Origin of the sequence: Thiobacillus denitrificans DSM 12475, assembly GCF_000376425.1 — a bacterium.
Lineage (GTDB): Bacteria > Pseudomonadota > Gammaproteobacteria > Burkholderiales > Thiobacillaceae > Thiobacillus > Thiobacillus denitrificans.
The window spans coordinates 1-19,642 of sequence record NZ_AQWL01000001.1 but is presented as its reverse complement, the minus strand read 5'-3'; the positions used below and the strand labels follow the sequence as shown (position 1 = coordinate 19,642).

Sequence of the window (19,642 nt, the reverse complement as noted above, 5' to 3'; positions counted from 1 at the left end):
CCCGCGGGGCCGTGCTCGCCCCGGTTGGGTGAAGGAAGATGCGTGCCGCTAGACAGCGCGCCCCGCGTGGAAGCGGTGAACCCGCTCGCGCCACTCGGGGCTTTGCACCGGCGCCATGTCGAGATAGCGCAGCGGGCACGAGTAGTAGTACGGATGCACGGACTCATCGAGGGACTTGTAGCCCCAATCGCCGCCCGAGCTTTCCAGCAGATGGCAGCCGATGTAGCAGACGGACTCACCGGCCGCGAGGCCCATGACGCCCGCCTGCCTGGCGGTGACGCGAACCACGGTCCACAGAACGTCGCCGTCCAGCGTGTGGTCGATGACTTCGCAGCAAGCGCGTTCGGACGCCTGCGGAGCGATCAGCTCGCGGATCAACTGATCGCGCGTCTGACGAACGAAGGTCCAGCCCATGAAGGTCTCCTTGAAGAAATGGCCGGAGCCCTCCCCGTCGGGGGAGAACCCCGGCGGGTGGCGGAATGCCGCGCAAGGCGGCGGATGGATCAGGCAGTCTTGAGGTGCCAGTCCTGGGACAACGGAGCGAACTCGTAGCCCAGCTTGTCGAGACGGTCGCGCTGCTGACGCAGCACACGACGATCCACGGTCGCATCGAGCTTCACGGTCTCGCCCAGGGGCCACAAGGCACCGAACAGCGCCGCGTCGTCTGCCTCGGCCGAGGCCGCAGCGGACACGGGAGCCGGTTCGCTGCCGAACGGCGTGGTATCGACCAGGGGATCGCGCGGACTGCGCGGCTTCGCCTTCGGCTTGGCCGGGGGCGTTGCCGGCACGGGCGCCTGCGCTTCCTCGTCGATCGGATCGACTTCCTGCGGACTCAGCCGGCGGGCTTCGTCGCGGCTTAGGGCGTCGATGTTGGACAGCGTCATCCCGCCCAGATGGGCGCGGATCTCGATGACCATGCGGCCGTTGGCGTTGTACGTGGAGGGGCGAATCTCGACGATGACGAAATCACCGTCGTACTTGCCCTCGCGGTACTGATCGAGCTCGGCGTTCTTCACGACGAACTCGCCGATCGAGGTCGCCAGGCGGCCGACGTTGAAGTCGCCGTTCCTGCCGTGGATGGTCTTGATGGCCAGTTGGCCGGGGATGGTGATCATGAAGGTCTCCTGCTGACGAAGAGAAGACAAGGCCCCGGGGATGGGGCCTTGCGGATCAGAACGACTCGGCAACGGCCAATGCGGGGGCATCGGCAGCGTCGTCGGCAGCATCGGCGAGGGGCTTGGAAGGCTCCGGTGCCGAGGCTTGCTGCGCGGCGGGCGCGTCGGACGTCACAGGGACTTCCGGGTCCCGCTCGTCGGTCTCGGTCGGCTTGGGTTCGGCCTTGTAGACGAGCTTGCCGTCGACCTTGATCCAACTGACGAACAGCAGGCGGGCCTTGAGGCTCACCCCCTGCTCGCCGGCACGCTTGCCCTTGGAGTAGGTGAAGGTGTCGGTCCACAGGTCGCCCAGGCGGAAGCCGATCATCACCTTCTTCTCGGCGTCGACCGCCTGAATGCAGCGGCGCACCAGGTGCTGCGCTTCCGATCCCGATACGCGCGTGTCGAAACGCACGTACGAGACGTCATCGCTGGGACCGTTCAGGGCCGCGATGTCGCAGGCCAGGAACGCATCGCCTTTCTTGGGCTTCACTTCGCGGATGCGATTGAGATACCCGAGGCCGGTGATGTGCAGATCGAAGTAGGACTTGTCGGTGGAAGTGGTCATGGTGAATCTCCTGAGAACAATGAGGCGGAGACACACCCGACCCAGGCGGGGAAGGTGTGGAACCCCCGCGTGGGTTGAAGGAACAGCTTGGTGGCATCGCCATCGAGAACCGATGGCCGTTCGCGCATGGATGCCGGTGCGAACTGGGGTGATCTACACGGTCGGAACCGCGTCGCAGCCTTGAAGATCGTGGCTGCCTGGGCATGTCGCTGACGGACGTCAGCGGAACATGGCCGGAAGCGTCGCGCCGGGACGGCGCGCAGGCGAGCGGCAATCGGCACTCGCGGCTGTCCGCATTGCCGGGAAGAAAGAGGCCCCCGGAGCGGGGGCCAGGGATGGGCGGTCAGTTACCGCTGGGCGTGGGAGGAACCGCCTGCAGCGATAGGTGTGTCGCGGAGGCGGACACGTCGAGGTCGTCCTCGCTGCGCAGGATGCGCGCAAACACGCCCTCCTGCGGATCGAAGAACTCGCCGAAGTCGTCGCCACCGAACTCGGCGCGCGCCAGCTCCCACCAGTCATCGAAGGCATCGACATCCGGGTTGCAGCCAGCGGCATAGGCGATGGTCTTCTGGCGACCATCGGGTCGGCGCTCGCCGCACTCGGCCAGGAAGTACACGCCCTGATCCTTGACCAGGATGACGCGGCATTGATTCGCCACCGCTTCGGCGAGCACGGGCCGCAGCTCCGTGCCTTTGAATCGAACAGTCATGGGTGTGATCTCCAGGGGGCAGGAAAAGAGGCTTCCCGCCGCGAGGGCGGGAAGCTGCTGTGAGATCAGTGCCGGATAGCCTTACGACACGACAGGCACTGCACGCGGATGCGCCGCCAACTCCCGTCGTCGATCAGCCGTTCCAGCGTCTCGCCGAGGGTGTCGAAGAACACCTCATCGACCCGTTCGACCAGCTCGCCGTCGCGGTGCAGCTCCACCGCGTAGAGGTCGAGGCCACGCTCATACAGCACGGTGACGCGACCCTGGAACTTCGTCGTGGCGACGGTGAAGCCGATGGCCGGCGGCGTGCGGATGATGTCGGCGGGCAGCGGATCGACCCAGGTGATGTCCCGCGCGCCGGCATCCACCAGCATGTGGGTGACGCGCCGGAAACCGTCGGGAGCGGGCAACTGCTCCAGTTGGTCGACCAGTTCCTGCAGCTCGGGGCAGCGCGGCTCGGGGATCGGCAGCTTCGCCGGTGCGGACCCGAGCACGAACCGCTTCACCGTGTAGGGCTGGCCGTCGGCGGTGAACTCGGTCTGCTCCTCGGGCGTGTCCGCCCGCTGACCGTCGAAGCGGCGTCTGACATAGGGTTCGACCTGCACCTTGGCGCCCTCGTCGGGCACTTCGGTCACGAGCGTGCGATCGAGCACCGCGAACTCGGCTCGTCCCGTCTTGACGACGATGGCCTCGTCGGTGGTGGCGATGACCTTGCCCTCGAAAGGCTTCGGGTCGATGTGAAAGCCCAGCGTCGAAACCTTGGGCTGGCCGTCGAAGATGTTGAATTTGAACGAACGGACGTTGGAAGGCACATGACCGACAACGAGCGTCGGCATCTGTGCGCGGATGGCTTGGGTATCCATGGGGAGACTCCTTGTGGCAACCAAGGGACTCCCGCCCGCAAGGGAGGTCTGTCCCTTGAGGGTGAGGTGGATGGACGCGGGTGCGCCCGGAGAACGAAGCAACCAGCACGGCGAACCGCGCCGCAGTCTTGAAGGTCTCGACTGCCTGGGCATGCTGCCGGCAACGCCAGCGAACATGCGGCCAGCGTGCGGCACATGGCGGCGACCGTCCGTTGGGAATCGGCAATGCGCCGGCACCGCGTTCCGCGAAAAAGAAGAGCCCCGACGTGGGGGCTCGAATGGGTTGCGGGTTACTCGTCGTCGTAGAGCGTCAGCCCGTCCAGCACTGGCGCGTCGGCATCGAACACCAACATGCGAACGTCGGCGAGCGCAGCCAGGTGCAACACTTCCACGAGGGACTCCGGCACGCCCTTGGCCCGGTGCTCCTGCCGCAGCTCTTCGGCGGTGATGCCCTCGACATGCTGCAGGTTCGCATCCGTCCAGGGCGTGGCGATCAGCTTCACGCCGACCGCCGGGCTGTAGGGAATGCGGAAGGCCACGAACAGAAAACCGCTCGGCGTGGCGATGTCCGCCAGTTCGGCGAGGAAGCGACCGGCCTCCTCGGTGATGTGCGCCGAACTGATTTCCCAGGCACGGCTGTAGAACCCGGTCTCGAAGCGCAGGCGGCGTACCACCTCGCGCGCGGCTTCCTCGGAGTAGGTATCGCCGACGTGCAGCGGCTGGCCGGCTTCTTCTGCCATGACGGCGTAGACGAGGTTTCGGGCGATACCGTGGCTGGGGCACTGCGCGTCCAGCTCGGGCGGCACGTTCTGGCCCTCGGTGATCAGCGCGAAGTCGTCGTAGAAGACGCAGGCATGGCGCTCGACCTGGCTGTCCGGCAGGTGCGACTGCGAGACGTGCAGCGGCAGGTAGCTCAGCGGGCAGTCGTCGTCGTAGGAAATCGCCAGCAGCCGCTGCACGGACAGGCCATCGTAGCCGCGGGCGAAGGGATTGTTGGAATGGGACATGGGATTCCTCCAGCAGAGGATGGCCGAGGCAATCCCCTGCCGGGGATTGAACCCCAGCGAGTGGATGAAGTGGCAACCGGTCAGCCGGCCGCGGCGTCGGGCCGCCCTGGTGGCGGGCGGTGCAGGTCAGTGGAAGATGGTGATTCGGGACATGGCCGCTCCTGCGAAAAGAAGGAGGGACATGGCCCCGAACGAGGACGCATGTCCCTCGTGGGGTGGGATGAAAAGACGGTGGGTTGCCAGGCGCGGCTCACCAGCCGTTGTAGTGCAGCGTGAGGTCAGCGATGACCTGGCGCCGTTCCAGATCGAGGCCGCCGAAGTCGGACAGCCCCTCGAAGCCGCAACGCTTGAGCATCGCGCCGCCCTCGCGGGAGTTGTAGAAGCTCACCATCGCGGACAGGAACATGCGTTGACCGCTGCTCAGCACGCCCAGGGCGTCGTTGAGCATCAGCATGTTGGGCCGCAGGTCCCACTTGGTGGTGGCACGCTGCAGACCTTCGCGTGTGCCGTCGCCGAACCACTCGTGGCCGGCGATCTGCGCGCCGCGCTTCCAGGCCTCGAAGAAGGCCTGCGGTGCAGCGTCGAAGTGCGCCTGTTCCAGCGCCATCTGATCGAGCACGTCTTCGGGTAAAGACAGATTCATGAGAGAACTCCTTGAAGGGTGGGAATCAGGGGTGAGCGCGCTGTGTCCAGGCATGGGTATCCAGGGCGCGCTGTGCTGCGAGGTGGGTCGGGAAATACTCGACGGACTCCCGCGATACCGGTCCTTCGTCGTCTTGTGTGCCGATGTAGTGGCCGGCCGCGCTGCGCAGCACCTGTAGCGGCAAACGCTTGCCGGTCCAGGTCAGCGCCAGCGCACCACTGCGCACTGCGGTTGCAGAGGAAGATGCGGAAGGTTCAGACATGCCGTGCTCCTTGGTGGGTCGGGGAGCACGCATCCCGCAGGGGATGGGGTTCCCCTCGGGTGGTTGAGAAAAGTGCATCGTCGCCAGGCCGGCGAGCGTCCGCGGTGGGCGATGCGAAGCGGACTGGATCGGTCGACGCGGCGAACCGCGTTGCAGTCTTGAAGACCGAGACTGCCAGGGCATGCCGCTGACGACTGTCAGCAACGCATGGCGTGAGGATGGGCGCGAAGCATGGCTGCCGTCGCAGGGAAAACCGAATCGCGGACGGCCCGCTTTAGGGCAATGGCCCGCGTCACGGGACAAGGCAAAGACCAGGGCGCCGAAGGCCACACGGGCCTTCGGCTGAAGAGAATGGAAAACCACCTGTGGGCTGCGTCAGCGCAGGCCGTCGTCAAAGCCGTTCGCTGCGTCAGCAATCGCACCCGGCCCGTTTCGTGGCTGGGGCCGGAAACCTCTGGCGTGCATCCACACACAAAGGGAGCCCGATGTTTCGCCGGCGGGCACCGGCACGGAATACCCTCGGCCCAAGGGGCCTCCTCACGGCTCGCGCGGCGGCAAGGCGTCAGGAAGCCCCTCGTGACCGAGGCAAGGCACACCGATCAAGGGAATGGCGGCGGGCGCGATTCGTGGAGCAATGACCTTCTCGCCCCGTCGCCCGACGGCGGGCAGACGGGGCGCGCACACCGTTGCAGAAGGAGACGCGCGCTTTGGAGTCCCGCGCGGTGCGGGACGTTTGCCTCGCCGCCAGTGAAGTGGCCGGCGCGGCAGGGGGAAGCGAGGATCAGGACGCCTTGGAGGCAGCGCGCCGCTTGCGCGGTGCGCTGCGCCGGCCCGTCGGGGACTCGATCGGCAACGTGCCCTTGCAGTCCGGGTAGCGCGAACAGGACCAGAACGCGCCGCTCTTGCCCGTGCGCTGCTGCATCGGTGCGCCGCACTGCGGGCAGGCCGGCGCCGGCGGCAGCTTGAGCGAGAGCGTTGCGCCGCGGTACTGCTGCACGAGCTGGCCGACCCACACGGACTGCTTCTCGATGAAGGTGTCCAGCGCCATCTGGCCGGCCTCGATCATGTCCAGCGCCTGCTCCCACACCGCCGTGGTGCCGGGGTCGGCGATGGCCGAGGGCACCGCGTCGATGAGCGTGAATGCCGCGTCGGAAGCGCGGACGGCGCGGCCTTTCTTGACCAGGTAGCCGCGACCGATCAGACCGTTGATGATGTTGGCGCGTGTCGCCTCGGTGCCGATGCCTGTGGTATCTCGCAGCTTCTGTTTCAGCCGCGGGTCGGTCACGAACTTGGCGACAGTCTTCATGGCCTTGATCAGCTCGCCCTGCGTGTAGGGCTTGGGCGGCAGCGTCTTCAGCGCCTTGAGATCCACCTTGCCGACCGGGCAGGACAGGCCCGCATGCAGCGCCGGCAGCACCTGGCTGCGCTGCGCATCCTCGCCGTCGGCATCGTCCGGCCCCGGCGTCGCCAGCACCTCGCGCCAGCCGGTGACGGCGATCTGCTTGCCCACGGCCGCCAGCGACTGACTGCCGCACGAGAACTGCGCTACCGTCCGGTCGAACTCATGGTGCGGGAGGAACTGCGCGAGGTAATGAGCGCGGATCAGCCGGTAGACGGCCAGTTCCTTCTCGTTCATGGCCGACAGGTTGGCGGGCTCCAGCGTCGGGATGATGCCGTGGTGAGCCGACACCTTGCCGTCGTTCCAGGCGCGCGAACGCTGGTTGCGGTCGAGCTGGCCGATCAAGGGCCGCAGGCTGGGATCGGTGGCGAGCAGTGCATCGAGCACCGCCGGCACTTCCGCGAGCATGCTTTCGGGCAGATATCCCGAGTCGCTGCGCGGATAGGTCGTCGCCTTGTGCGTCTCGTACAGCGCCTGCGCGATGTCCAGCGTCTCCTGCACATCGAGGCCGAGCTGACGCGAACACACTTCCTGCAAGGTGCCCAGATCGAATGGCAGCGGCGGTGCCTCGCGCACGCGCTCGGTGTCCACCGACACGACCTGCGCATCGCGTGCCGCGCGAATGCGATCCGCAGCCTGCTGCGCCACCGGCTGCTGAAGGCAGCGACCCGCTGCATCCGTGCTGCCTTCGGGCGGTATCCAGCTCGCGGTGAAGGACCGGCCGGCATGGGATAGCAGCACATCCACGGCCCAATACGGCATGGAGACGAATCGCGCGATCTCGCGATCACGATCCACCACCAACTTCAGCGTCGGCGTCTGCACGCGCCCCACCGACAGCACGCCGGTGTAGCCGGCCTGCCGACCTAGAAGCGTAAACAGCCGGCTCAGGTTCATGCCGATCAGCCAGTCGGCGCGCGATCGGGCGAGTGCGGAGAAATACAGCGGCAGCGTCTCGGCGGACGGCTTGAGCGCACCCAGCGCTTTGCGGATCGACGCATCGTTGAGCGCCGACAGCCACAGGCGCTGAATCGGCCCGCGGTAGCCGCACAGGTCGATGATCTCGCGGGCGATCATCTCGCCCTCGCGGTCGGCGTCGGTCGCTATCACCAGCTCGCCCGCCTTGGCGACGAGCTGCTGCACGACCTTGAATTGCGCTGCGGTCGCCGCCTTGGGCTCGACACGCCAACGCTCAGGAAGAATGGGCAGTTGCTCGATGGCCCAGCGCTTGTATTGCTCGCCGTAGCCTTCGGGCGGAACCGCCTCTACCAGATGACCGATGCACCAGGTCACGACGACACCCGCGCCGCTGTAGCAGCCGTTGCCGCGTTGACCGGCACCCAGCACACGGGCGATGTCCTTGCCCTGGGACGGCTTCTCGCACAGGAAAAGGCGCATGAAGCCTCCTTGGAAATGTGCGGTTCATCGGATGGGCGTCAGCTTGGCGGGGCCAGGAGATGCCGGCAGCAAGGAAGTCGATTGATGCAGACACCGCTTTGTGATCGGCAGGCGGTTCGTTGCCGCAGCGGTGTGCATAGATCGTAGGAGCTGGCACAGCAAGAGCGTCGTTTCGGGAGGGCGGCTGGAACTCTGTGGACGACCTTGGAGCTATCCCCTGGGGATAGCTCGCTGGTGCATCGCGGGCGTATGACGGTTGCTACAGCCGCCCTCGGGGGACCGGCGATGGGCGAACTACTGTCCGCCGGCCGGCTTGGCGCTGAGCGCCACCGACTCGATGCGGTACGGCAGGATGCCCACGCGCCGCGCCTCGACCTTGAACGTCACGCGCTCGTTCTCGTCGGCGTCCTCCCATTCGTCGCGCACGGTGCGGCCCTCGACCAGCACCCGCATACTTTTCTGGTACAGCGTCTTCCAGTGCTCGGCGTCGCGGTGCCACAGCTCCACGGGCGCCCAGAAGCCGCCGCGATCTTCGTACTCGCCGTCCTTCTTCGGGATCGGGTTGTCGAAGTAGACGTTCAGGCGAAGCAGCCGGCGCGGCTCGTCGTTGCCGTTCGGGAATTCGCGGTAGTCCGGCGCAGAACCGATGTTGCCCTCGCCGACGAAGTGCGTGCTCATGGTGACTCCTTGGTGGTGGGTGGAACGGACGCGGTATGCCCGTGGACGCGCCGCAGGTAAGCCGCTTCGGCCTGGGCGGCCTTGCTGGCGCATTCCAGGGCTTGGCGAGCGATGCTGTGGGTCAGGCTGATCTGCATGTTCAGCACGATGCGCTGCAGTTCCATCGCGTACAGCTCGTCGATCAGCGAGGCCGGCGTCGCGGGGTTGGCCAGCAGGGCCTCCCACAACGCCACGCCCATGGAGGAACGGTCGAGGTTGCGCCAGCGCAGGAAGGTCGTCCCTGCGCCAGTGGCCTGCTGGGCCAGTTGCACGTCGAGCAGGCTGAAGGGGTAGGCGCGCGCCTGGGGCAGCACGCGCCGCTGCGCCAGGCCAATCACGTCGTCGCGCAGCGCTGCGCACTGGCTGGCCCAGGTCTCCAGACTCCCCTTACCCTTAAAAGGCTGTAAAAGGCCTTTTAGGTAGCCTGCGTGTTCCAGCCGCTGGAAGTCCGCCTGTTCCAGCGCCACGAAGCGCGTGGAGTGGCTGATGGGGGGCGATGCCGTCATGCGTCAGCACCCTCATTGCCCGTCGCTGGATTGGCTGCGCCATCCGTGTGAGCCGGCGCATCGGGCTCGATGGCGGGCGCAGCATGCGGCGTGCCGGGCTTGGTCGTCCGCCGCGCGATGGGTGGCGCGAAGCGCGAGCGGCGCGTGCCTTCCAGCACGTCCTGCGGCAGCTCGCCGAACTTCTCCAACGCCGCTCGCGCCGCGGCGTTCTTCGCCGCGAAGTCGTCGCGCGTCGTGCCCGAGTAGCGGTACTGCTGGGCCAGCGAGAACAGGCTGCGCAGCGCGTGCGCGCCATCATTGAGCCAGCGCTCCAAGGTGCTGCGGTCGATCAGCGCCGTGTGGTGCGCCAGGATGAGTTTGCGCGCCAAGTCGTCGTAGTCGGCCAGCAGGTACACCGCCATGAAGCCGAGCTGGGCGTTCACGAACAGCGGCAGCTTCACCGGCTGCACGTTCATGTTCTCGCCCAGCGACAGCGCCGGGGGCACGTCGGCCAGGGCCTGATCCACCTGTTCGCGCAGGGTCTGCAGACGGGTCTTGGTGTCGGCGAGTTTGTCCTCGATCCGCAACATCCACCAGTCCGAGTACGGATCGTCCTGCTCGGCGCCGCGCTTCATCTTGTTCATCGCACTGATGAAGCCGTTGAGTCCGATGATGCCGGCGCGCCCCTCGGTCGGCGCACGGCCGTGCCAGATGCGCGAAGCGTGGTGCGTGTGCAGCGTCAGCGACATCGCGCTGCGCAGCGACCCGAGATTCAGTTGCAGGGGTTCATTGGCCATGGGTGACGACTCGCATTAACGGAACGAGTCGCCAGCATCGGCACCGCCCGGAAGGCCGTCAGTCAACAAACCGCAATCGGCGTGCGCCCGGTTTGTCGGTGGCGGGAAGGCTGGCTGTCCCAGCTATCCCCTGGGGATAGCCTCGCGGCGGGTAGCGACGGCAAGCGCCGCCTGCTGTCCCAACTGTGCAATGAAACCTTCGAGTTGGCCGTCGGCAACATCGGCATGGCGGCCGGCGGCGATGTCGGCCCAGCCCATGCAAGCTGCTTCCTGCAGCGCCTTGAGTTTGGCTGCTTCAGGCTCCTTGGTATTCATGGTGAATCTCCAGTGAGGAAAACCTCCTTCACTCCCGTGCCGGCGGCCACTGCTGCGCGGCGTGCAACACGCGCAGGATGGACACCGCGCGGGTGTCCTCCATGTAGACCACCACGTAGTTCGCACGCACGACCATCTCCCGCGTGCCGGCCACGCGGCCAGGCCGGTAGAGCTTCGGGCGCTCCGGCAGCTTCGCGGCCTTGGCCTCGATGTCGTCCTTCAACCGCTGCGCGGCATCGGGGTTGTCGTCCGAGATGTAGTCAACAATCGCCAGCAGGTCGGCGCGGGCAGCTTCCCGCCACTCAAGTACGCGCACGCCGCTTCCTGTCGATCAGGGCCTGCGCCTCATCCATGACCTGCTGGTGCGGCACCGGCGGCCGTGTGTCGGCCAGCGCCTCCTGGACCTTCGCCCGGAACCAGGCATCGTAGGCCTCCGGGTCGGCCGTGAGGCCAGCCGGCAGTGCGCCTTCCTTGACCACACGGGTCAGCAGGATGCGCACGGCGTCCGAAACGGTGAGGCCGACCCCGGCGAGTTTCTCGGCTGCATCGGCCTTGAGCTTATCGTCCACGCGGATGTGCAGCATCGAAGTCTGTGCGGCCATCGTTGCTTCTCCTGTTATGCATTAGCCCCTATTTTGTATCTCAATTGAGACCTTGGCAAGAGTGTAGCCGGATTGACCCGCCGGAAGGCTCCCTGTCCCAGCTATCCCCAGGGGATAGCTCGGCCGGTCACGGGTCGCGCAGGGCCGCCCGCAACCGCGCCAGGTGGGCGCGCGCCACTTCGGGGGATACCGGCGGTGCCGATGGCGCCGGTGCCGGTGCGGGTGGACGGGAAGCAGGCGGCACCGTGGCGCTGTCGCCCGCCCAGGCCTTGAACTCCCCACGGATCGCCTTCTGGATGATGCCGAACAGGTAGCCAGCCGGGTTGCGCACCGAGCTGTTGCAGCAGCGCGCCTCCCATTCGTCCAGCACCGCCTGCCGCAGGGCTTCGTCCACCTGCCGCAAGGCCACCAGCGCGCCGGACTGCTGCTCGTGCTTCAAACGCTGGAAGCGGTCTGGCAGCCGCAGGTTCTGCAAGGCCCTCGCGCGCGGTACTGTACGTACTTCATTTATACGATCATTACGTACTGTACGGTCCTGCTTCGGAATCCGAAGAGAGCCGTCCGGCGCGGGTTTCGGCCCTGCTTCGGATTCCGAAGACGGGCGCGCAGCATTCCGAAGAAGGGCTTCCTGGCCTTCTTCGGATTCGTGGTCCGCACCCTCCTGTGGATAACCTGGCGTCGTCCAGCCATGCCGCGCCATGCGCTGCGCCAGCACTTGCAGGCGGGTCGGCAGCGTGCGCCCGCTGAGCAGCGGGTCTTCGGCGATCTCCCGCAGCGTGTTCATGCCCACGACCTGCACCGCCTTCGCCGCGTGCGTGAGCGCCTGACTGACCAAGCCCAGGTAGTCCGGGTCGAGCTGCATCGCCTCGAAGGGCGACAGCGGTTCGTCGTGCAGCACGTAGAGGTTGCCTTGGATACGGCCGGTCCTGGGATCGCGCCGCCGCCGCACCAGGCTGAGCCAGCGTGTCAGCCGCAGCAGCGTCAAGGCGCGCGCCACGGTCTCGTGCGAGGCTTGCGACGCACAGGGCATGGACGCCAGATAGGGGCGGAGCTGGTCGTAGGTAGGAAAGGCGGTCACGCCGTCGTCGTTGAGCTGCAGGCGGAACACCTGCCAGGCATTGCGCTCCAGCGGCGTCAGGCGCCGGTCGAGGAACAGCGCGCGCGGGACGCTCTCGTGCCGGTTGCCGCTGTAGAGAAAGCAGTCCTGGCTCGGCGCCGTGCCCTGCGCCGGTTCCTTCGGCTCAAGGTGCCGCAGCGCCTCGTCGAACAACGCCGACAGCGCAACCGGGCCATCGCGCCGTGGTGCGCTGCCCGTGGTCATGGCTACACCAGCCCCTGGTCGATCCAGTTCCGTATCGCCGACCAGATCACCGACATGGGCAGGGTCATGGCCTCGGCCAGGTCCATGGTCAGCGCCAGCATCGCCATGTCGTCGGTCAGGGCGATATGGCGCTCGGTGACGCCGGCCTTCCAGCGCTCCCACAAGGCCACGTCCTGCGCCTCGTCGAGTACCGGATGCCGGCCCTTGCGCTTGGGCAGCCCGAGGATGTCGCGGCGCAGCGCCACTTCCTGATGCGTGAGGCCGTAGAACTTGCTGACCATCTCCGTGCTCGCCCCCAGGCGCAGCATGCGGTCCACCGTGGCGATCTCCCGCTCCACGTCGTGCACCTGGCTCAGCAGCCGCTTCAACACCTCCTGGTTCACCGACACCGAACACCATGACACCGTGGCATTCACCAGCATGCTCACGAGTTCAGGGTGCTTCAGCGCATCCAGCTCCTCCTCGCCGAAGCCCATGGCCTTGCAGCGGCGCAACTGGCCGTTGCGCAGGTCATGCAGGGCCTGGGCGATCACGGCCTGGTTGAGCGGGTGCGGTGCCGACATGCGAGAGCCTCCTGCGCTCAGGATTCCTGGCCCGCTTCGCCGGCTTGCAGGTCCAGCAGCCGGCGCGCCAGGCGCAGCAGACGGAACAGCTTCACCAGCGCAGCATCGCTCAGGCGTGTGGCCGAGCCGCCGTGGCCATGCAGCAGCGCCGCCAGCTCGTCGGCCAGCCGCGCGCGGTCCAAGCCGTTCGCGGCAGGCGGCGCCGCACTCAGCGCATGCAGCAGGGTGAGCACCGCCCGCGCGAACGCCGGCAGCGCTTTCGCCTGGCCCACGGCCGGCGCCACGCAGACGAAGCCGATGCCGCCGTCGATGGCCTCGATGTGGTCGGCCACCGCCGCGTCCCCGGCAATCTCGCGCGCGAACTGCGCGATGTGCACGCGCAGGCGATCCGGCGCGTCCAGCCCCGGCTCGATATACCAGACGTCCGAGATGGGATAGAGCCCGCCAGCCTGCACGGGGATCGCACGCAGCGCGTCGACCTCGAAGTCGGGCAGCTTGTCGCCGAGCTGGTCCGCGACCATCCGTTGGATGGACAGCAGGCGCTCGGTGGTCGGTGCCGGTGTCACGATGTGCCCTTGCAGACGCTCGTCGCGTTGCCCGTACTGTTCCTCCGGCGCTCCGGGCGGTGCAGGCGGTGTTGCTGCTGGCGCCGGAGGCGCGACCGGCGTGGTGTCGCGCGGCACAGACGAGGCGGGTGGCTGCCGAGGCGCGGAGACCGGCGAGGGCGGTGTAGCAGGCAAGACAGGTGCTGCCGGGGGCGTCGGCGCTGCCGGTTCGCTGGTCAGCGCACGCTGGCGGCTTTCGCTGTCGTTGATCTCCAGCGCCAGCGTGTCGTAGTCCGCCACCAGCAGCTCGGCCATCTGGCCCACGAGCTCGTCCTGCACCCGCTGCGGCGAGAAGTCGTCTGGCTGAGTGTCGAACTGCGTCAGCACGTCCTGAAACAAGGTGGCGAAGTCCACGGCCACGGTGCGGCCCAGCGCACGCCGCTCCCAGGTGCGCTCGCACGCCTTGCGCAGCACCGCGAGCCGGTCCACCTGATGCCGGCCCAATCCGCCGTACAGCAGCGTCGGGATCGCCGGCAGCAGATAGCGCACCGCATCGTTCATGCGGCTGATGTGCGACTGCGGCACCGGATAGCCGTCGGCAGTCAGCCGCCGCGCGAGTTCGCTCTGCGACAGCGCCTGGCCGCTTTCCTGCTCGTAGAACTCGCGCGCCTTCTCGATGCCCAAGGCCCGCTCGATGAAGGTCAGCCCGCCGCGCAGCTCGTTCTCGGCCAGATGCCCGGTCAGCGCCACGATTTCGCCGCGCGCCGGCCACGGGCGGAACAGGCACGCAATGCGGAAGAAGCGTTCCTCCTTGGTCTCGCTCCACAACTCGCGCAGGATCGCCAGCCGCGTGTTGCCGCCGTTGCGAATGATGTAGTGCGCCTCGCCCGGCCTGCGCGTGATCGCGGGGGGCGCGTCCAGCCCACGTTCGCGGATGGACGCCTTGATCTCCGCATAGGCCGGGTTGCGCGTCACGCGCGGGTCGTGGTCGTAGGGCCGCAACTGGTTCAGCGTCACCATCATCGGCGTGTCGGCGATGGGGTCGCTCAAGGTCGCGGCCGAAGGGCCGCTGCGCTCGAAGCCGGTGGCCAGCAGCTTGGCAGCCATGTCCTGCGGCGTCAGCTCAGCCACGGCCGTTCTCCTGCGCCTGCCGGTCGGCCCGGCGAAGTTGCGCGCGGGCATTGCGGTCGGCACGGTGGTCGCTCGCAGTCGAACTGGTGTAGATCGACGCGCAGCCTGGTTTCGTGAATTTCAGGTGCCCGCCGGACGTGCGCACCACGCGCCAGCCTTCGCCCAGCGCGAACTCGATCAGCGCGCGCAGCCGTTCACGGCCGCGCGCCAGTTCATGTGCGCTCGCCATGGCTGGCCCCTCCCGCATCGGCCCGGCCGGTGACCAGCGCGAAGCACTCCCGCCACGCGGGGAACAGCTCGCCGGCCAGCGTGCGCATGGTCTCCAGCGCCGCGGGCGCCGTGCGCCCAGCCGGCTGCCGGTACTCCACCCGGTGCACTGGCAATCCTCGTGTCGCAGCGCGCGGATAGGCTTCGATGGCCGGCACGTCGGTGCCCAGCACCTGCACGCCGGCCTGTTCCTGGAACACCTGTCGCAGCGCCTGCTGGACCAGCCGCGCGTTCGACGACACCGGATGCACACGGTTGATGAGCAGGCGCAGCGGCGGCGGCTCGATGCCCAGGTGCCGATACGGCGCGATGTCCTCGATCAGTTGCAGCGTGCCGCGCCGCAGCTCGCGCGCCGCGAGGATTTCCGGCGTCACCGGCGACAGCGCCAGGTCGGACGCCAGCACAGCCATCTCCAGCAGCACGCTGCGCGCGCCCTGGGTGTCGATCAACAGCAGGTCATAGTGCGTGCGGAAGACGGGCAGCAAATGGCGCAGTCGCAGGCGCCCATCCGGAGCGTGCAGCAGCAGCGTGTTCAGTTCGCCGCGGTCGTCGTTCGAGAGCACCAGGTCCAGGCCCGCGATCGCGGTGCGCGACACCAGTTGCTCGATGCGCCGCTCGTTGAAGGCCAGCATCTCGTAGATGCCGCCGGGCGCGCGCACGTCCAGCGTGAAGTAGCTCGACAGCGTGGGCTGCACGTCCAGGTCCAGCAGCAGCACGCGCAGCCCGGCATCGGCGATGAAGCCGCCCAGGTTGGCCGCAGTCGTGGTCTTGCCCACGCCGCCCTTGGTCGAAATGATGGACACCACCTGCATGAGCTTCTCCTCGTCGAATGGCATGAACCGAGAAGAAGCGTCAGGCGCGTTCTTTGAGGCGATCGGCGATCCACTGTTCGATCTCCACCGAGTCCCAGCCCACCGCGCGCACGCCCAGACGTAGCGCCTTGGGGAACTTGCCTTCCTTCATCAGGCTGTAGATGTGCGCGCGCTTGAAGCCGGTCTTGGCTTCGACCTCGGCGCGGCGCAGGATGCGGTGTTCGGTCGGTGCTGCCGTGGCGGCGGTCTGCGAAGACATGAGGGTCACTCCTTAACGCTCAGTGGCGCTGATTGGCGTGACTCGAATTAAGAACGCCGCGTTGAAGAAAGACACCGCAAATGCGGTATTCGCGACCGCAGATACGGTCTGGCATCGCTCAGGAAGTTGTGCTCTGCAAATTGCGCCGAGCCAGTGCGAACTTGGCCTGCAGGGTGCGCTCGGTGATGCCCATCGCGTTGCCGTGGTGCGCCACCATCGCGCTGATGATGGCCTCCTGCGTCAGGAAGCTGGAATACGGCATGCCGCTGGGCGACTTGCCCAGCAGCAGCGTCAGTAACCCGCCAACGATGTTCAGGTAGGTCGATTCGCTGCGCGGCCCCGGCGTGTTCGCACGCTCCGCGTCGGCCGCGCAGGCGGCGTGCGTTCTGAGCAGCGCCTCATGCTCGGCGCGCAGCGTCTCGTGCACGCCCAAGTGTTCCGCCAGCCGCGCCTTGATCGCTTCCCGCTCGACCAGCAATGCGCCCACTGTGTCCAGGCTGATCGCCGGGTGAAGCGCACGCTCGATCTCATCGAACAGAAACGCCGGTTTCTCGCCGGGGTAGTAGTGCGCCATCCAGGCTTTCAGATCGACGTGCCGCACCGTCAGCGACGAGTCGTCCATCGCCAGGCCTTGCGTGTCCCGCCCCAAGCCCTCCTTGCCATACGGCATGTCGCCGTGAGCCATCGCATCGAAGATTCTTTCGGCGTTCAACCGCAGCATCGGCCAGCGCGGAAACTCCGTTGCCTCCGGCAGAGGCCGCTGTCCCAAGGTCGCCAGGATGCGCCGCTCGAAGCGCAGCAATCCGCTCCAGCGGATTGCCGCCTCGATCGGGCGGTAGTAGATCTTGGCGCCATCGGCCAGGCTGCTCGACTTCGGCATATCGCGCGCCTCCATTCGTCATCGCACCGAGTCCAAGCACGCGCACCCGCCGTACAGGCGGCGTGCGTGGCTGTCCAGGAATCTCCGGGCGAAACGAGCAGGTGGCGAAGCGGCGAAGACCGTGGCATCGGTGATGCCGCCGGTTTCGTTGCGAGATGCGCGCCTTGCTGCGCATGGCGCCATCACTCACAATTCGCAAGCCGCGAAACACGCTGTCACCAGCGTCATTCGCGGGCACCATGCTTGACCCGGATAACCAGGCCAAAGTCTTTGCAGGGAAAGAGGCCCAGTAAAGCGCGATCAGATCAACACGCCAGAGCCGATGCGCATACGGCAAGCACTGTTGCGCCGCGCGTCTTCGCTGTGATGCGCCACGATGGGCATGCGAGTTTCACGCAGGATGCCAACCGCAACCGCGAGCAACGCCTGAGTGCAGCGCGCCCGTGCACCGCGTCAATGGAAACCCGCTTTGACAAAACAGGTCTGCCGGTTTGACCAAAATGGAATCGGCCAACCCGCCTGAAACAGCCTCATGCGAGCCGTTGCGTATCCAACGGCATATGGCCGACACGCTGCGCACGGTCGATGAAGTGGCGCAGTGGCTCCGACATCGCGCCCTCGGGATGTAGCAGGTAGGTCGTCAGCGCCGCCGAGTCTTCATCCAGCGGCCGGACGATTACGTCCGCCTGTCGGCATGCCACCACGTGCGCCGCGGTGGAAAATCCCACGCCATAGCCGGCCGCCACCAGGGCCAGCATCAGCGAGTGGGTCGTCACGTACTCGGCCACGACCGACGGTGTCTCCACCAGGCGCAGCAGGCGCTCGCATTGCCGGCTGCACTCCGCACACACCTGCGGGTGGCACAGCACCAGCGGGTAGCCCACCACCTCTTCCAGCGGCACCCGCTTGTGCGCCAGCAAGGGGTGCCGCGCGGGTATGGCCACCACCAGCGGATCTTGCCACACCGGCATGGCGACCACCCCGGCCTCCATCTCGCCGGCCATCGCAAAGGCCGCGTCGTACAGGTCGTTGCCCAGCCCGCCCACCACCTGCGACAGCGGCGCCTCGAACAGCCGGATGCCCACTTCCGGCGCCTCCTCCCGGCACAGCGCGAGCAGCGCCGACAGCCGGGTCCGCCCGACGCCGCCGGCCAAGGCGATGCGCAGGGTGCCCCGGTGTCCCGCCGCCACCGCCCGCGCCTTGGTCTGGGCTTGCTCAAAGGCCAGCAGCACGCGCCGGGCCTCCTCCAAGAACACCTGCCCGGCCGGGGTCAGGCGCACGCCGCGCGACGTGCGCTCCAGTAGCGTCACGCCCAGGTCCGCCTCCAGTTGGCGAATCGTCCGCGACAGGGGCGACTGCTCCACATGCAGCCGCCGCGCCGCCCGGCCAAAGTGCAACTCCTCGGCCACGGCGATGAAACAGCGAAGATGGCGTAAGTTCATGTAATTCCCCCCAGAAAGTGGAGTCCATTCCTCTGGCCGTAGGGAACGGCATGAGTGCTTCCCGGTGGCGATGCCGGTCACAGAGGCTTTCCAGTTGCCGCCATCCGGCCTTCCAGTCGCCGGCGAGGGGGCGAGTGTCCAGGCAAGGCCGGGTTATTCCATCGGTGTTGCCATATCACACGAAACCACGGACAATCAATAATAGTTCTCATTAGCATCTGTGTCTGAATGGAGTGAAGCCGATCAAGCCCGACGTGGCGAACCTGTCCGTCACCACCCACGGCAGCGTGTTCTGGAACGACGAACGCATGGGCGACGAGCAGCTCGTGCAGCGGCTGCAGGCCTCCGCGCCGCGGCAACCGCAGCCCGAGGACTTCATCCGCGGCGACCGCCTGGTGGATCTACGAGCGCGTCGCCCAGGGGATGGCGGCTACGCAGAAGTCCGGGGTGTTGGAGCTGCGCTTCGTGACCGACTAGGTGTTGAGTTTCAGCAGGTTGTTCATGGCCGGTATGCGGGTCATGGGTGGCTGGTGGTTGATGGCCGAGTGTGGTCGATGCCAGTTGTAGCGGTGGATGAAGGGCTGCAAGGCGGCTTCCCGCTGGGCTGAACTCTCGTAAGGGCGTGCATACGCCCATTCCCGCAGGCTGGTCTGTACGAAGCGCTCGACCTTGCCGTTCGTCTTGGGTGTGTACGGCTTGGTGCGCAGATGGCGAATGCCCAGCTCCACGCACGCGGCCCGGAAGGCATTCTTGTACCCACTGCCGTTATCGGTCATTACACGGTCGATGCGCACACCCAGGCTCGCATAGTAGGCCACGGCCTCACGCAGAAACTGCACACAGCTCGTGGCGGTCTCGTCGGCTTTGATGCGGGCGAAGGACACCCGCGAGTGGTCGTCGATGGCCAGGTGCACGCTGTCCCAGCCGATACCGCGGCTGCGGTGCTGGCGCTGGCCGGTGATGCGATGTCCGATGCCATCGATCCGCCCCAGGCGCTTGGTGTCGATGTGCAGCAATTCGCCAGGCGTCGCCCGTTCGTAGCGCACGACCGGCTCGACGGGGTCGAGTGATTTCAGGCGTGCCAGCCCGATCCGGCGCAGATGGCGACTGACCGATGCCAGGCTGTTTCCCGTCTCGGCAGCAATCCGCCATTGCGGCCAACGCTGGCGTCGTAGCGACTCCCAGTACTCTTTCCGTTCCGGAGGAATGGCGTGCGGGCAACGCCGAGGACGTGAACTGCGGTCTGCCAGGCCGGCTTCACCTTCCTCCCGGAAACGCGCCAGCCATTTGAACCCGGTGCGTTGACTGACGCCGGCAGCCTCGCTGGCTTCCCGCACTGTCCAGCCCTCTTCGGTCACCCGTTTCACCAACAGGGCTCGACCTTTGGCCGTCAATCTCGCATGCTTATGGCTGTTCATCCGTACTCCTGAGATGGGGGTTGCTGTCTCGACAACACCAGCTTCCCAGATCAGATACGGATGAACAACCTACTGAAACATCACA

At 66.9% G+C, this 19,642-nt stretch carries 24 protein-coding genes; all 24 read right to left on the bottom strand.

Translation table 11 applies throughout. The features are described 5' to 3' along the window. Positions 1 to 48 precede the first annotated feature (48 nt). Positions 49 to 414, bottom strand: a complete 366-nt coding sequence (locus B059_RS0100120) for a hypothetical protein (protein ID WP_018076219.1) — start codon at positions 412 to 414, stop codon at positions 49 to 51. A gap of 89 nt (positions 415 to 503) precedes the next feature. Beyond that, complete coding sequence (locus B059_RS0100115) at positions 504 to 1,145, bottom strand: DUF3275 family protein (RefSeq protein WP_462724069.1); 642 nt, start codon at positions 1,143 to 1,145, stop codon at positions 504 to 506. A 25-nt stretch (positions 1,146 to 1,170) separates the two neighbouring features. Then, entirely contained in the window at positions 1,171 to 1,722 is a 552-nt protein-coding gene (locus tag B059_RS0100110; protein WP_018076217.1) for an STY4534 family ICE replication protein, read from the bottom strand. Between the two features lie 343 nt (positions 1,723 to 2,065). Continuing rightward, positions 2,066 to 2,431, bottom strand: a complete 366-nt coding sequence (locus B059_RS0100105) for a DUF3085 domain-containing protein (protein ID WP_010792167.1) — start codon at positions 2,429 to 2,431, stop codon at positions 2,066 to 2,068. 65 nt (positions 2,432 to 2,496) lie between these two features. Then, the gene (locus B059_RS0100100; protein WP_003141039.1) at positions 2,497 to 3,294 is read right to left on the bottom strand and encodes a hypothetical protein; all 798 of its coding nucleotides are present in this window, start codon (positions 3,292 to 3,294) and stop codon (positions 2,497 to 2,499) included. Positions 3,295 to 3,584: 290 nt separating this feature from the next. After that, a complete protein-coding gene (locus B059_RS0100095) occupies positions 3,585 to 4,301 on the bottom strand; it encodes a DUF5983 family protein (protein WP_018076216.1) in 717 nt (238 codons plus the stop codon). Positions 4,302 to 4,551: 250 nt separating this feature from the next. Then, a complete protein-coding gene (locus tag B059_RS0100090) occupies positions 4,552 to 4,944 on the bottom strand; it encodes a hypothetical protein (RefSeq protein WP_003141051.1) in 393 nt (130 codons plus the stop codon). A gap of 25 nt (positions 4,945 to 4,969) precedes the next feature. Then, a complete protein-coding gene (locus tag B059_RS0100085) occupies positions 4,970 to 5,206 on the bottom strand; it encodes a hypothetical protein (protein ID WP_016446173.1) in 237 nt (78 codons plus the stop codon). A gap of 781 nt (positions 5,207 to 5,987) precedes the next feature. Further along, positions 5,988 to 8,003, bottom strand: a complete 2,016-nt coding sequence (locus B059_RS0100080; RefSeq protein WP_018076215.1) for a DNA topoisomerase III — start codon at positions 8,001 to 8,003, stop codon at positions 5,988 to 5,990. Positions 8,004 to 8,297: 294 nt separating this feature from the next. Continuing rightward, a complete protein-coding gene (locus B059_RS0100075; protein WP_016852001.1) occupies positions 8,298 to 8,681 on the bottom strand; it encodes a single-stranded DNA-binding protein in 384 nt (127 codons plus the stop codon). After that, positions 8,678 to 9,226: a DUF3158 family protein gene (locus B059_RS0100070; RefSeq protein WP_017244812.1), complete on the bottom strand. Its 549-nt coding sequence runs from the start codon at positions 9,224 to 9,226 to the stop codon at positions 8,678 to 8,680. Before B059_RS0100070 ends, B059_RS0100075 begins: the two co-directional genes overlap by 4 nt. Further along, positions 9,223 to 10,002 carry a PFL_4669 family integrating conjugative element protein gene (locus B059_RS0100065; protein WP_017244811.1) on the bottom strand — a complete coding sequence of 260 codons (780 nt, stop codon included), beginning with the start codon at positions 10,000 to 10,002 and terminating at the stop codon, positions 9,223 to 9,225. The genes B059_RS0100070 and B059_RS0100065 overlap by 4 nt, the downstream gene beginning before the upstream one ends. A 123-nt stretch (positions 10,003 to 10,125) precedes the next feature. Beyond that, positions 10,126 to 10,317 (bottom strand): hypothetical protein, encoded by a 192-nt coding sequence (locus B059_RS0100060; RefSeq protein ID WP_011805449.1) that lies wholly within the window; start codon positions 10,315 to 10,317, stop codon positions 10,126 to 10,128. A 28-nt stretch (positions 10,318 to 10,345) separates the two neighbouring features. Continuing rightward, on the bottom strand, positions 10,346 to 10,633 hold the full coding sequence (locus B059_RS0100055; protein ID WP_009618209.1) for a type II toxin-antitoxin system RelE/ParE family toxin: 288 nt from the start codon (positions 10,631 to 10,633) through the stop codon (positions 10,346 to 10,348). Beyond that, positions 10,620 to 10,919, bottom strand: coding sequence for a type II toxin-antitoxin system RelB family antitoxin (gene relB, locus B059_RS0100050; RefSeq protein ID WP_009618210.1), 300 nt, complete (start codon positions 10,917 to 10,919; stop codon positions 10,620 to 10,622). The genes B059_RS0100055 and relB overlap by 14 nt, the downstream gene beginning before the upstream one ends. A gap of 127 nt (positions 10,920 to 11,046) precedes the next feature. Beyond that, positions 11,047 to 12,240 (bottom strand): STY4528 family pathogenicity island replication protein, encoded by a 1,194-nt coding sequence (locus B059_RS0100045; protein WP_017244810.1) that lies wholly within the window; start codon positions 12,238 to 12,240, stop codon positions 11,047 to 11,049. Positions 12,241 to 12,242: 2 nt separating this feature from the next. Continuing rightward, complete coding sequence (locus tag B059_RS0100040) at positions 12,243 to 12,803, bottom strand: DUF2857 domain-containing protein (protein ID WP_018076214.1); 561 nt, start codon at positions 12,801 to 12,803, stop codon at positions 12,243 to 12,245. 17 nt (positions 12,804 to 12,820) lie between these two features. Continuing rightward, positions 12,821 to 14,479: a ParB family protein gene (locus tag B059_RS0100035; protein ID WP_018076213.1), complete on the bottom strand. Its 1,659-nt coding sequence runs from the start codon at positions 14,477 to 14,479 to the stop codon at positions 12,821 to 12,823. After that, positions 14,472 to 14,708 (bottom strand): type II toxin-antitoxin system HicA family toxin, encoded by a 237-nt coding sequence (locus B059_RS0100030; RefSeq protein ID WP_013982111.1) that lies wholly within the window; start codon positions 14,706 to 14,708, stop codon positions 14,472 to 14,474. The genes B059_RS0100035 and B059_RS0100030 overlap by 8 nt, the downstream gene beginning before the upstream one ends. Further along, positions 14,692 to 15,558, bottom strand: coding sequence for a ParA family protein (locus tag B059_RS0100025; protein ID WP_018076212.1), 867 nt, complete (start codon positions 15,556 to 15,558; stop codon positions 14,692 to 14,694). The genes B059_RS0100030 and B059_RS0100025 overlap by 17 nt, the downstream gene beginning before the upstream one ends. A gap of 40 nt (positions 15,559 to 15,598) precedes the next feature. Then, a complete protein-coding gene (locus B059_RS0100020; protein ID WP_018076211.1) occupies positions 15,599 to 15,817 on the bottom strand; it encodes an AlpA family transcriptional regulator in 219 nt (72 codons plus the stop codon). Between the two features lie 118 nt (positions 15,818 to 15,935). Beyond that, on the bottom strand, positions 15,936 to 16,697 hold the full coding sequence (locus B059_RS0100015; protein ID WP_026177189.1) for a hypothetical protein: 762 nt from the start codon (positions 16,695 to 16,697) through the stop codon (positions 15,936 to 15,938). 530 nt (positions 16,698 to 17,227) lie between these two features. Further along, positions 17,228 to 18,139, bottom strand: coding sequence for a LysR family transcriptional regulator (locus B059_RS0100010; protein ID WP_018076209.1), 912 nt, complete (start codon positions 18,137 to 18,139; stop codon positions 17,228 to 17,230). Between the two features lie 473 nt (positions 18,140 to 18,612). Beyond that, the gene (locus tag B059_RS0100005) at positions 18,613 to 19,557 is read right to left on the bottom strand and encodes an IS481 family transposase (protein WP_018076208.1); all 945 of its coding nucleotides are present in this window, start codon (positions 19,555 to 19,557) and stop codon (positions 18,613 to 18,615) included. Positions 19,558 to 19,642: the final 85 nt, after the last annotated feature.